This is a genomic window from Halalkalibacter krulwichiae, assembly GCF_002109385.1.
Taxonomy (GTDB): domain Bacteria; phylum Bacillota; class Bacilli; order Bacillales; family Bacillaceae_D; genus Halalkalibacter; species Halalkalibacter krulwichiae.
In genome coordinates, this window is record NZ_CP020814.1 from 4328027 (window position 1) to 4341421 (window position 13395).

At 41.1% G+C, this 13395-nt stretch carries 12 protein-coding genes and 1 other annotated feature; of the genes, 6 read left to right on the forward strand and 6 right to left on the reverse strand.

Features of this window, described 5'->3' with window-relative positions:
• The first annotated feature begins 73 nt into the window (after positions 1-73).
• Together BkAM31D_RS21970 and BkAM31D_RS21975 are read left to right on the forward strand one after the other, a co-directional pair.
• Positions 74-1174, forward strand: coding sequence for an NAD(P)-dependent alcohol dehydrogenase (locus tag BkAM31D_RS21970; RefSeq protein ID WP_066154637.1), 1101 nt, complete (start codon positions 74-76; stop codon positions 1172-1174).
• Positions 1175-1197: 23 nt separating this feature from the next.
• Entirely contained in the window at positions 1198-2664 is a 1467-nt protein-coding gene (locus tag BkAM31D_RS21975) for an aldehyde dehydrogenase family protein (RefSeq protein ID WP_066154640.1), read from the forward strand.
• A 53-nt stretch (positions 2665-2717) separates the two neighbouring features.
• On the opposite strand, the gene BkAM31D_RS21980 is transcribed toward BkAM31D_RS21975, so the two are convergent.
• The 3 genes from BkAM31D_RS21980 to BkAM31D_RS21990 all read right to left on the reverse strand — a co-directional run bounded on the left by BkAM31D_RS21980 (position 2718) and on the right by BkAM31D_RS21990 (position 6155).
• Positions 2718-3716, reverse strand: coding sequence for a tryptophan--tRNA ligase (locus BkAM31D_RS21980; protein WP_066154644.1), 999 nt, complete (start codon positions 3714-3716; stop codon positions 2718-2720).
• 51 nt (positions 3717-3767) lie between these two features.
• Positions 3768-4016: a binding site (T-box leader), on the reverse strand.
• A 239-nt stretch (positions 4017-4255) separates the two neighbouring features.
• Positions 4256-5539, reverse strand: a complete 1284-nt coding sequence (locus BkAM31D_RS21985; RefSeq protein ID WP_066154647.1) for a hemolysin family protein — start codon at positions 5537-5539, stop codon at positions 4256-4258.
• Positions 5540-5612: 73 nt separating this feature from the next.
• On the reverse strand, positions 5613-6155 hold the full coding sequence (locus BkAM31D_RS21990) for a hypothetical protein (RefSeq protein WP_066154650.1): 543 nt from the start codon (positions 6153-6155) through the stop codon (positions 5613-5615).
• A 162-nt stretch (positions 6156-6317) separates the two neighbouring features.
• Between BkAM31D_RS21990 and BkAM31D_RS21995 the strand changes: the two genes are divergently transcribed.
• The 4 genes from BkAM31D_RS21995 (at position 6318) to BkAM31D_RS22010 (ending at position 10806) form a co-directional block, all read left to right on the forward strand.
• Positions 6318-7007, forward strand: a complete 690-nt coding sequence (locus tag BkAM31D_RS21995; protein ID WP_066155321.1) for a response regulator transcription factor — start codon at positions 6318-6320, stop codon at positions 7005-7007.
• Entirely contained in the window at positions 7004-8008 is a 1005-nt protein-coding gene (locus tag BkAM31D_RS22000) for a sensor histidine kinase (protein ID WP_066154654.1), read from the forward strand. The genes BkAM31D_RS21995 and BkAM31D_RS22000 overlap by 4 nt, the downstream gene beginning before the upstream one ends.
• A 103-nt stretch (positions 8009-8111) precedes the next feature.
• Positions 8112-8873 carry an ABC transporter ATP-binding protein gene (locus BkAM31D_RS22005; protein ID WP_066154657.1) on the forward strand — a complete coding sequence of 254 codons (762 nt, stop codon included), beginning with the start codon at positions 8112-8114 and terminating at the stop codon, positions 8871-8873.
• Positions 8863-10806 carry an FtsX-like permease family protein gene (locus tag BkAM31D_RS22010; protein WP_066154661.1) on the forward strand — a complete coding sequence of 648 codons (1944 nt, stop codon included), beginning with the start codon at positions 8863-8865 and terminating at the stop codon, positions 10804-10806. Before BkAM31D_RS22005 ends, BkAM31D_RS22010 begins: the two co-directional genes overlap by 11 nt.
• 29 nt (positions 10807-10835) lie before the next feature.
• On the opposite strand, the gene BkAM31D_RS22015 is transcribed toward BkAM31D_RS22010, so the two are convergent.
• From BkAM31D_RS22015 to BkAM31D_RS22025, 3 genes are all read right to left on the reverse strand, one after another.
• Positions 10836-12014, reverse strand: coding sequence for an amidohydrolase family protein (locus BkAM31D_RS22015; RefSeq protein ID WP_066154664.1), 1179 nt, complete (start codon positions 12012-12014; stop codon positions 10836-10838).
• A 198-nt stretch (positions 12015-12212) separates the two neighbouring features.
• Complete coding sequence (locus BkAM31D_RS24040) at positions 12213-12746, reverse strand: CueP family metal-binding protein (protein ID WP_169801112.1); 534 nt, start codon at positions 12744-12746, stop codon at positions 12213-12215.
• Between the two features lie 176 nt (positions 12747-12922).
• The gene (locus BkAM31D_RS22025) at positions 12923-13336 is read right to left on the reverse strand and encodes a hypothetical protein (RefSeq protein ID WP_066154673.1); all 414 of its coding nucleotides are present in this window, start codon (positions 13334-13336) and stop codon (positions 12923-12925) included.
• Positions 13337-13395: the final 59 nt, after the last annotated feature.

The window sequence follows — 13395 nt, forward strand, 5'->3', positions numbered from 1 at the left end:
TCTGAAAATTGGCACAGTAGTTGCATAATGACTTGTGTAAAAACATTTGAACAGGATTAGGGAGGTTGTTTACATGAAGATTCAAGCAGCTGTTACAAACTCAAAAGGGGAAGATTTTAAAATTGAAACGGTAACCCTTGATGAGCCAAAAGCAGGAGAAGTATTAATCCGTGTTGTTTCCTCAGGGATTTGCCATACAGATATGGTCGCGCAACATCAGGAATACCCTGTTCCTCTTCCGGCCGTTTTAGGACATGAGGGTTCTGGAGTTGTGGAAAAAGTCGGTGAAGGGGTAACGACACTCCAACCAGGCGATCATGTTGTAATGGGCTTTGCTCACTGCGGGAAGTGTAACCAGTGCTTAGACGGCCACCCTTATGTATGCGAACGATTTTTCGAATTGAATTTTGTAGGAAAAATGGAAGATGGCACTTGCCGTCATCATAATCACGACGATCAAGATTTATCAATTTTCTTTGGCCAGTCTTCTTTTGGAACGTATACGGTTGCGAATGAGCGCAATGTTGTCAAAGTCGATAAGGACGTTGATTTGAACTTATTAGGTCCTCTCGGATGCGGCATTCAAACCGGGAGTGGGGCTGTGTTAAATCGCTTAAAGCCGCAAGCTGGCTCAAGCATTGCTGTATTTGGTGCAGGGGCTGTAGGATTAAGTGCGTTGATGGCTGCAAAAGCGGTCGGGTGTGGAACGATTATTGCGATCGATGTTCACGATAACCGTCTTGAGCTTGCAAAAGAACTTGGGGCGACACATACCATTAATGCCAAAGGAGTCAATGTTCCTGATGAAGTAAAGAAAATTGTTGAAAACGGTGTCAACTATGCCGTTGAAACAGCAGGCGTTCCTGGGATTCTGCGACAAGCAGTTGATTCTCTCAGCATCCGTGGGGTCGTTTGTCAAATCGGAGCACCGCCACTTGGTACCGATGAGAAAATTGACGTCAACGATTTGCTCTTAATGAATAAAACGATTACGGGTGTTGTCGAAGGAGATAGCATTCCGAGAATTTTCATTCCACAGCTTATTACCCTTTATAAAGAAGGCAAGTTTCCTTTTGATAAATTAGTGAAGTTCTATGATTTTGAAGACATCAATCAAGCAGTTACCGATTCAAAAAACGGAACGACGATTAAACCAATCATTAAAATGGGGTAAATGAAAAATTAGGAGGAGATACGATGACAACAGCTACAACTTTTAGCCAATGGCAGAAGCAATATATTGGAGGTGAATGGACTTGCGGTACAAGTGAAGGGACGAGCACAAATCGTAATCCATTTGACCAATCAGAACTTGTCACCATTCAGCTAGCATCTGTACAAGACATCGATCAAGCCTATCAAGAAGCAAAAAAGGCTCAAAGCAACTGGCAGCGAACAAAACCAGAAGAACGTGTCGCCCTCATGAAAAGGGCAGCAGAGGTGATGGCTAATCGCCGTGCTGAAATTGTTGACATTCTCACACGTGAAACCGGATCAAGTGTCGCGAAAGCTAATGCCGAAGTTGATTTTGCGATTGCTGATATTCAAGAATTCTCCTCGATTCCGTTAAAAATGAACACAGAAGTACGCCCGTCTGTCATTCCTGGAAAGGAGAACCGAATTTACCGCATGCCGGTTGGAGTCGTCGGGGTCATTAGCCCATTTAACTTCCCGCTCTATTTGTCGACGCGGGCCATCTTCCCTGCGCTAGCAGCTGGAAACGGCGTTGTCGTCAAGCCAGACTTGCAAACCTTTATCTCAGGGGGACTCATTATAGCGAGCATCCTAGAAGAAGCAGGAATTCCAAAAGGACTTATGAATGTCACGGTTGCTGATGTTTCAGAGATCGGAGATGCCTTTGTTGAACATCCAATTCCTAAGGTTATTTCTTTCACAGGATCAACAGCCGTTGGACGTCACATTAGCGAGCTATGTGGCAAAAACCTGAAGAAAGTTGCCCTTGAACTCGGCGGAAACAATGTGATGATTGTTCTTGAGGATGCCGATGTGAACGAAGCAGCCAGCGCTGCTGTTTTCGGCAAGTTTCTACACCAAGGACAAATTTGTATGTCGCTAAATCGCATCTTCGTCCATCGCAAGCTATACGATGATTTCGTTAACGCCTTTGCTGAAAAAACAGCGAAAATCAAAGTTGGTGATCCGACTGATCCTGAAGTGTTTGTCGGCCCGCTTATTAACAAAAGACAAGTCGATAAAATCCAAATGTGGATCGATGAGTCGATTCGCCAAGGCGCTACCTGCTTACAGCGCGGCAACGTGAGCGGCACCTTGATGGAACCAGTTATTTTAACTGATGTCACAAACGAGATGCCCATTGCAAAAAATGAACAATTTGGTCCTGTCGCTGCGATTATTCCTGTTGAAAGTGAAGAGGAAGCGATCCAGCTTGCCAATGAAAGTGACTTCGGCTTAAGCGGATCAATCTTCACTAGCGATCTAGATCACGGTGTAGAAGTCGCTCTGCAAATTCATACCGGAATGATTCACGTAAACGATCAAAGCGTCAACTGTGAATCACACATCCCGTTCGGTGGTGAAAAATCATCAGGCCTTGGTCGATATGGCGGAGAATGGTCGTTAGATGAATTCACTACAGTTCGTTGGGTATCGGTTCAAAAAGAAACACGTCCATTCCCATTTTAATAAGGGGGCGTCTCAAAAGGTCTCGTTTTGACCTTTTGAGACAGCCTTTTTCTTTATACGGATAACCCAATCTTCCTCCGAACTTCTTTTAAAAATGGCACACTAACAGCCCTCGCCCTTTCTGCTCCTTTTAGCAAGATCTCATCTAAAGTTTCAGGTGAAGCGATCAATTCATTGTACTTAGCACGAGGCTCTTCTAACTGACGATTCATGACTTCAAATAGTTCTCTTTTCACTTCGCCCCAACCAATTCCCGCTTCGTATTGCGTTCTCATGTTTTCAACTTCTGCAAAAGTAGCAAATTCTTTATAGAGAGTAAACAAACTCGATGTACTTGGGTCCTTAGACGCTTCTGGTGGTAAGGAGTCTGTTTTGATTTTATTAATAAGCTTTTGCAACCTTTTCGGTTCGGCAAACACAGGAATCGTATTGTTGTAGCTTTTACTCATCTTTCTCCCATCTAATCCAGGAAGAATGGCTGTCCCTTCTTCAACTTTATACTGTGGCAAGACAAATGTTTCACCATAATGATGATTAAAACTTTCGGCAATGTCCCTGGCAATTTCAACATGTTGTATTTGATCTTTCCCTACAGGCACTGTCTCCGTTTTAAACAACAAAATATCCGCTGCCATCAAAATCGGGTACGTAAAAATCCCCATATTGACCCCATCATCTACATCGCGACCCATTTGATTGTTCTGATCAACGAGCGCCTTATAAGCATGAGCCCGGTTCATTAATCCTTTCGGTGCAAAACAAGAGAGGATCCAATTCAATTCGAATATTTCCGGAACATCACTTTGGCGGTAGAAAATGACTTTATTAGGATCAAGCCCAAACGCTAACCATGCTGCTGCGACCCCGTATGAAAGTTGTTTGAACTCCTTGCTGTCATGAATTTTTGTTAATCCATGAAAATCGGCAATAAAATAAGCTGGCTGAAACTTATCACTCTGTGCTAATGCCAAAGCAGGCTTAATGGCCCCGATATAATTCCCTAAATGAATCTGCCCAGTCGGCTTAATACCTGTTAAAATAGTCTTTTTCATTATCAAACACTCCTTATAAAATCAAAACACAAAAAGGGTTACCCCTCCTTAAAAAAGGACGAGTAACCCGTGGTGCCACCTTCATTCGTTTACATCTAGCAAACGCACTTAGTCTGTACGGAAACTGTGAAGCCGTTTCGATACATAGTCTCTTTTAACGGTAAGACACCCGCCAGGCCTACTATTCTTTCAACCTAGAAGCTCCAAAATCCATTCAACGATATTCCCGTACGGACTCACAGCAACCATCCGCTCTCTGAAACATTCCTATCGCCTACTCTTTTTCATCATCGCTCTTAAATATTAAGTAGATTTTAATGGATTACGAAGTTGAGGTCAAGAAACTTATTTCAAAGTTACTCCCTCTTTCTGTAACCGTTCAACAAAAAAAGGACTAGGACAAAAGAGTTTCATTAACGAAAAATCGGAACGAAATGACGGGTGGTGAGCGGTGCATAGCCTCCGCTCCGGAAATATACTTCGCTAAGCTGTCGTCGTTCCTATTTTCAATACACCACTTTAGTTATATCCCAGTCTAATTAAATGACAGCCGCTTCTTCGACTTCATGGGGCTTTTTATTGACCTTTAGTAGAACTTGACGAACTCGTTTTTCTTCCGCCTTCTCTATCTTCAAGCTCAAATGCTCATAGACAAATTCTTCGCCCTCTTTTGGAATTCGTTGAAACTCTTCAATCAACCAACCGCCTAATGTGTGGTTTGTCGTTTCGGGTGCAGCAATTTCCGCGAACTCCGCAAAGCTGTCGATTGAGTAATCAGCATCAACGACATAGCTGGATGGTCCAACTTGCTTCACTTGGTTGACACTGACATCATGTTCATCCCAAATTTCACCGACAATCTCTTCTAAAACATCTTCTAATGTGACTAATCCAGATGTTCCGCCAAACTCATCAATGACAATCGCCATATGAACCTTTTGCTTTTGAAGCTCTGGTAGCAAGGTTGAGATTTTCATTGACTCAACGACATACATTGGACGCCTGATCAGTGATGTCAAATCAAGGCTATCACCGTGCTCAATATAAGCTGTTAAGAAATCTCGCTCAGACAAGATCCCAATCACATTATCAATATTGCCCTCATATACCGGAATTCTCGAGAAATGCTCGGTTAAAAAGGCATCCTTAATTTCAGAAATGGGCTGGTTCACCTCGACAGCAACCATGTCAGGGCGCGGCTTTAAAATTTCGTGAACGATGATATCATCGAACTCTAATGAGCGATGCACCATTTCCCTTTCCTTTTTCCCAATCACACCTTCATCTTCACTGATCTGAACAAGCATCTTGATTTCTTCTTCTGTAACAGATGGCGTAGTTTCTTTGTTTCTCACAAATAAAGTGACTAGCTTCTTAATTTTTAAAAACACCCAAGTCACAGGATAGAACACTTGTATCATCAAAAATAGAATTCCCGACGTCTTTAATGCGTACGCTTCTGCATATTCTTTCGCGAGTGATTTCGGGATAATTTCGCCAAAAATTAAAACTAAAATTGTGACAACAAATGTACTAATAAAGACTCCTAGACTAGGGCCAAACCATTGGATCGCAATTTGTGAAGAAAGTGTTGCTGCTGCAATGTTCACAAGATTATTGCCAACCAAAAGGGTTGAAAGCGTCTTATCAAAGTTCTCAGCTATTTCAACAGCCTTCTTAGCCCCTCTTCTTCCTTCCTCCTCATAGTTTCTAAGGCGGATTTTATTAACACTTGAAAATGCCGTTTCAGCTGAGGAGAAAAAAGCAGATAAACCTAACAACATGATAAACAACGCAATCAAACTCGACGGAACATCGTCCATCTAAACATCACACTCCATTAGTATATTACTCCTATTTTATTATGAAACTTATTTTTTAACTACTGTTTTTTTCTTACTTTTTTTCCTTTATTCCTCCTGTGAGCTTGTATGTAATCTTCTCTTTGAAAATAAGCTGATTGCCTACATATACTTTGCAACTTAAGCTAACAAGCCCACCCATCTTTACTTTAACTGAATACGTTTGTCCACGATCTTCAACGACTCCTGTTAAGGTTTGGTACGGTTTAATCCACGAGTACCACCTCGTTCGTTTCTTTTCATCTACGAGTGTGTCATTGATAAACAATTGTTCATGGTTATATTTATTCACAACTTGAATTTGGTTTTCCTTAAAAGGAATGATCCATTGCTTTTCATAGTCTTTCTTGAGCTCATCGATGAATTCATCCCAAGTTTCATCTTGTTCCGGCTTCTTATCGGCTTCCTTAATGATCTTTTTCTTAATCAAGCTTAAAATCGCTTCGATGATAAAAATAACAACAAAGAAACTAGCTAGCATAACCCAGAAGTTTTCAAACACTGTACCTTTTGTTAGACTCCCATACGAATACCCAATCAAAAAGAATGCTACGACGTATAAAAGAAATTTAATCAACTTGCTTCCCACCCTATCACTCTATAATCTATGATCTATTATTTCACTCCAGGAAATATTTAACAACTCTTTAGTCTTTACAACACATACCCATTCGCAAATAGTGGTATAATGAGCACAAATGAATGGCTCGGATTTAATACAAAAAGTGCGGTGAATCATATGTTTAAGCTCATGTTAATTGAAGATGACGAAACATTATTTAAAGAAATCGAGGAACGGCTGACACAATGGTCGTATCAAGTGTTTGGAATTGAAGATTTCGGCCATGTATTTGAAGAATTTATAAAAATCAAACCAGATTTGGTCATTATAGATATCCAACTTCCAAAATTTGATGGCTTTCATTGGTGTCGGATGATACGGAACCATTCCAATGTTCCGATTGTCTTTTTATCTTCGCGTGATCACCCGACTGATATGGTGATGAGTATGCAGTTAGGGGCTGATGACTTTATTCAGAAGCCATTCCATTTTGATGTACTCATCGCGAAAGTTCAAGCAATCCTTCGCCGGGTTTACAACTATAATACGGAGCGAATTGAGTTAAAGACGTGGCGCGGAGCCACCGTAGATTATGAGACGAATACCGTTACGTATGAAAACGAAACAATTGAATTAACCAAAAACGAGCTCTTTATTTTGAAGCAGCTCATTGAACACAAAAATAAAATTGTCAGCCGCGAACAACTAATTCGCAGCCTCTGGGACGACCAGCGCTTTATCAGTGACAATACGTTAACAGTGAATGTGAACCGGTTGCGTAAAAAGCTAGATGAACTCCGTTTAGGTCAGTTTATTGAAACAAAAGTAGGACAAGGCTATATCGCAACAGATGAGGGGACAATATGATTAGAGCATACATAAAAGAGCGTCGGAGCTGGATTGTCCTGCTTCTAAGTATGCAAGGTTTGCTTTTATTTGTTTCCTATGTAGACCCAACGATTCCGGTCAGTTCGATCTTATATATTCATTTTTTATCGATTATCATCTCCTTTCTATTTCTTCTTTTGCGTTATAAAAGAGAAACAACCTTTTATCAGCAATTAAAAGAGCGTGACCCTACTCTTGATCTTGATTCCGTTGCCGATTCCCAGCGCCCCTTTGAGGTCATTGTCGAAGAAAGCATGCGTTCACAGATCGAGCAGCTGAAACAACAACTTTTCCAAAATCAGCAACAAGTGACTGAAGAAAAAGACGATTTATTAAGCTGGATACACGAAGTTAAAACGCCGTTAACTGCGATGCAACTAATGATCGAACGAGTCGAGGATGAGAATTTAAAAGCTCGTCTCACCTATGAATGGCTCCGTATTCACTTGCTACTCGATCAACAACTTCATCAAAAGCGCCTACCTTTTATGGAAAATGACTTATTTATTGAGAAAACATCGCTTGAATCGATCATGTTTCAAGAAATTCATATGCTTAGATCTTGGTGCATTCAGAAGAACATCGGCTTTGATGTTGATCTCGAATCTGATATTGTTTTAACGGATGCAAAGTGGCTTGCCTTTTTGATTCGGCAATTGCTTACCAATTCAATAAAATATAGTGAAGCTTCTGACATCGTTATTAAAAGCTTTCAACATGAGGAGCAAACGGTACTCATACTTGAAGACTTCGGCTGTGGTATTTCAACAAAAGACTTACCGCGTATTTTCGATAAAGGATTTACCTCGACGACTCAACACCAAAACCATGTGGCAACAGGGATGGGCTTATATTTAGCTAAAAAAATCGCCAAATCTCTACGCTTGAAGCTCGAAGTCCAATCCGAATTAGGCAATGGAACACGATTTACGCTAACCTTCCCGAAAGCAAATGCGTTCATTGACCTTTCAAGCATGTGACAACAATGTCACATGCTTTCGTTATTTGTTCGATGAAACGAAGGAAACCAAATGAAAGATTGGTTACGATTAAGCTATAAAGATGCGGAGGAGTGATTGCATAATGACAATCTTAACAGCTAGCAAACTACACAAAAGCTATGGCAATAAATTTAATAGACAAGAAGTGCTTAAAGGAGTCGACCTTTCGATTGAGAAAGGAGAATTTGTTGGCATAATGGGTGCATCGGGTTCTGGAAAGACGACTTTGCTTAATGTTCTCTCGTCGATTGATAACGTGAGTCAAGGGACGATTGCGATAGAAGGCATGGATATTACAAGAATGAAAGAAAAGCAGCTGGCTAAATTCCGCAAAAATCATCTAGGCTTTATATTTCAAGAATACAACTTACTCGATACATTAACAGTGAAAGAGAATATTCTATTGCCTCTATCCATTCAAAACGTTTCAAAGAAAAATGCGGAGCAACGGTTTCGTGAACTAGCCTCAGAACTTGGCATTAGCGATTTACAGAATAAATACCCAAACGAACTTTCAGGAGGACAGAAGCAGCGAACATCGGCTGCACGTGCATTCATTCATCACCCTAGCATGATTTTCGCTGATGAACCAACGGGTGCACTCGACTCAAAGTCGGCTGCTGACTTGCTTCATAAATTAAAGGAACTAAATCAATCAAGACACGCAACAATCATGTTGGTTACTCACGATCCCGTCGCAGCAAGTTACTGCAGTCGTGTCATTTTCATTAAAGATGGCCAAATTTATACGCAGTTAACAAAAGGAGATGAAACGAGGAAAGCCTTTTTTAACGATATTATGACAACTCAAGGTGTGTTAGGCGGGGTGCAGCATGACGATTAAGCGTCTCATCTATCAAAATTTCAAAAAAAACCTGCAACATTACTACTTATATGTGTTCGCACTGACCTTTACCGTCGCCCTTTATTTCGCCTTTGTCACCTTGCAGTATGACCCTGCCCTTGATCAGACGAGCGGGACGATAAAAGGAGCTGCAGCACTGAAAACAGCATCGGTCTTACTCATTGCCATTGTTGCAGTCTTCTTGTTATATGCGAATAATATTTTCATTAAACGACGAAGCAAGGAAATTGCGTTGTTTCAGTTAATTGGGATGACAAAAGGCAAAATTGTACGCATCTTAAGTATTGAGAATTTCTTATTATATGCCGGTTCCTTAGCGTTTGGAGTCTTTCTTGGCTTTTCCGTTTCTCGCCTGATCATGATGATGTTGCTTTCAATTGTCGGAGTCGAAGAAGTTGCTTCCCTTCGCTTTTCTACAGAAGCTCTAATCCAGACATTAATCGTTTTTGGCGTCATCTTTTTGTTCATTGTCGCTATGAATGGCTGGTACATTAAACGCCAAAGCATTCTTTCACTGTTCCATGCTGTTTCCGCAAGTGAGACACGCCGGAAGAAGATATCCTTTCTTGAAATCGTTATTGGTGTCGCCGGGATTGTTTCCATTATCACAGGTTATTATCTATCTTCTCGCTTATTTAGCGGTGAGATAACAGTCATGGGGAATTTATTCATTGCGATGCTTCTTATATTAGCTTCTGTCATTTTCGGAACCTATTTGTTTTACAAAGGGTCGATTAGCTTTCTATCTCATCTCATCCGCAAGAAAAAAGGCGGCTATTTAACGATCCATGATGTGTTATCTCTAGCAAGTGTCATGTTTAGAATGAAAAGCCATGCCTCGTTGTTAACGATCATTACAACGGTTTCTGCGTTAGCGATTGGGTTACTATCACTAAGCTACATTTCCTACTATTCGGCCGAAAAAATGGCAGAAAATAGCGTGCCGAATCATTTCTCATTAAGTGATCAAGAAGACGCCAACGCTTTTAAAAACCTACTAGATAGCGCAAACATCGGGTATGAGGAATTGGAGTTGAATATCATTCAAGCAAAGGTTGATATTACTTCGATTGTTGACTCAAACATGGACGGTCTTTATGCGGATCCAAGTGAGATGGTCTTATCTATCGTGAGCGATGATTCTATTTCGGGCATTGACCTTCCAGAAAATGAGTCGCTCTTTATCGGTTATAATAATATGTTGGAAATCTTCATGCCACTTAAGGACGAAGGCCAATTTGACATTTTGGGCGTGACTGAATCGTTTGAACTAAACTATTTAGGTCTTAAAGATGACTCCCTTATTCCTTTTTACTTTACCGGCGGCGGGTTACCAACTGTCATCGTTGACCAATCAATTTATGAAAGCATTGCGAGCGACCTTGATCCAGAATTACAAGGTAGGCCTTCTACTTATATCGGCATTGACATTTCTGAAAGAAGTCAACTCGAGAAAGCGAATACCCTCTTTAAAGAACCGGATTTCAGTGGCGACTATCATGAATCCCAGCTTGATGCCGCTAACATGCAAAAGCAAAATATGGGGTTGATTATGTTTATCGTCGGCTTTCTCGGCTTAACGTTTTTGGTTACTTCTGGCTGCATTCTTTATTTTAAACAAATGGATGAAAGCGAGGAGGAAAAGCCAAACTACACGATCTTACGAAAACTTGGCTTTACCGAACAAGACCTCATGCGTGGTGTTCAAACGAAGCAACTATTTACATTTGGAATCCCGCTTGTTCTCGGATTGTCACACAGCTATTTCGCTGTTCAATCAGGCTGGTTCTTTTTCGGAACAGAAGTTTGGACACCTATGCTTTTAGTGATGGGATTTTATACAGCTTTATACTCGATTTTTGGTATCTTGTCTGTCCTTTATTACAAGCGAGTGATCCGACAAGCATTGTAGTCGCACTGGATGAAAGTCGAGTGCGGCTTTCATTTTTTCCCCGAAGTACTCATCCCTGTTTCATAGCGCGATCCTGCGACTGCCTTTCCTCCTACGACAACCCATTCGCGTGTAGGTACCGTTGCTACAGCATGCTCTAAATTCAGCGCTGACACTAATAGAAAATCAGCACGTTCTCCAAGCATCGGAACGAGTGAATCGTTGGTGGCAAACCGAAAAGCTCGAACGAGTTGATCATCTTCAACCCAATTTGAACGCTCAGCGAGTCTACTTAGACGTGCGAGCATATCAACGTTCCCAAATGGAGACCATGCATCAAGAATATTATCCGTTCCAAGTTTCACGTTCACACCAAGTGCTGCTAGTTGCGTGACGTTTGGCATCGGTCGGTCAATGGGAACACTTGAAAGAATAGAAATTCGATGTTTTTTCAAGCGTCTTCCAAGCTTTGCTACAGCCTCTTCAGACACTTGACCAAGGCAATAAGCATGGCTAACACTGACATGCCCTTGTAAGCGTGCTTCCTTCGTATAATCGACGACTTTATCAATTGTGTATAAACCAAGATGCCCAGGGTCATGCAGATGAATATCAACCCCGCTCTTATAGGTTGTAGCCAATTCAAATACGTGTTCCAATGACGATTCGATATGTCGATCCAAGCCGCCTGGATCGACAGCACCAACAAGGTCGGCTCCTTCCTCCATTGCTTCTTTCAATACCTCATAGGATTTTGATCGAAGTAAACCTTGCTGAGGAAAGGCCACAATCTCTATTTTAACTTTCCCCTGGAATTCATCGCGTACTTGTTTGATCGCCTCTAAATGTGTGAGCCCTAGTTCGGGGTCAACATCAACATGAGTCCGAATATGAGTGGTTCCTTTTTCAAGCATCAATTGAAGCAATTTGCGGGCGCGGTCCATGACACTTCCTTCTAAACTCGCAAGCAATTTCTTTTCACGTTCAAGTTGCTTTGGCAGACTATCGATTGCTTTACGTGAGCGCCATGTCTCACCAATGAAATGTTTATCTAGGTGACAGTGCATATCCGAAAGCGCCGGGATATATAACAAGCCCTCTGCATCTATCTCATTTTCAAAAGTGACTTTATTGTCCTCATCTTCCTCAATTTTCGTGAAAAGTCCTTGTTCTGCCGTTAATTTGTAAAGCTGCCTCCCAACCCTAACTCGTCTCCAAATTGAGCTCATAGCGTAGCCTCCTATTTTTTTGTCACTTAGCTACTATATGACTTTCCTTTTTGTTATAGACTGCGCTTTTCCCTTATGCTTCTACCTAAATTTTTACATAGATGAACAGTTTATACCCCGTCCTTGTAAGGAGATGTTACAGAAAAAAAAGAGACTGCCTCCAAGGTCGTATCGACCTTACAGACAGCCTTATCTACTCTACATGAACTGCATCGTTGTGATACAAGTTGGATCTCCTTCAAACGTTGATAGCTCTGATTCGAGCGTTTCCCCGCCAACGTGTTCAATTACAACACGGTAGTTGTTGTCGCGTGGCAACCATAAATCGAGGAATCCGTTTGCTGGCGTCTCCATCGTATCATCGATGATAACATTTCCACCCATGTCTTCAATATATACGTTAAATGATTCGTTCACTAGTTCTCCTTGACAACCTGTCAAGTTGTGATTCATTCAAGGATGAGTGTGATCATAATATGGTGCGATTGAAACAAAAAATTCATCTTCCGGTAACTCATAGACAACTTGACTTCCATCACTGTCTGTAACAATTAGTTCATGTGAAGTGATCGAAGCATTTTCATTTTGGATATTTCCGACACTGTATTCATGAACCAGTTCCTTGATCTCAGGCTCTTGAAGTGCTGCCTGCTGATCATTATTAACAGCAAAGACATACACGAATAAAGCAACCGAAAGCAATCCAATAACAGCAAAGACTTTTCTTTTCATATGTGCTTCTCTCCTTGTCTCTCCGCTTTCTCTAAAGAATTTTTCCACCATTATCTTACCATAGTTTCACCGCCTACCTCTGTCCAACTAACGGCAAACATTTGAACATTTCACAACTCATTGAAAGAAACAAAGAGAGCGTCTCAAGATTAAGACGCCCCCTCATATTTTTCTATTTACGACTCTTTCAAATTTGCCCTAAAAGCGTAACTGATTACAAGTAATACATGGTAAAAGAACAAAGAGGCAATCACCCCAATGACTAAGAAAAACAATACATTTCCCCACTCTTGTCTAAACAACGACACATAGAAAAAGTAATTAACAACGACGCCCCCAACTGCATAAATCATCAAGGCCCGAGGGTATATTTCGTTTGTTTTCCTCGGTTTCCATTTAGTAAGTAGCTTTTCTGCAAGCACAGCAAAGGTGACACCACCTATAAGAAGCATAGGAAACGAATAAAAGAGTGCCACTGTGAACATGAAAGAAAACGAAATTGTTGAAGGTCTCGACAGCACTGCTGCAAGCGCAATGGATAACATGATTGCACAAATGAAAGACGCTAAACCTTTTTCTATTAGTTTCATAACGCTCTCCTTCCGTTTATGGCTTTAGTTTCACTCTACCATATGAACAGAAGGTGTTG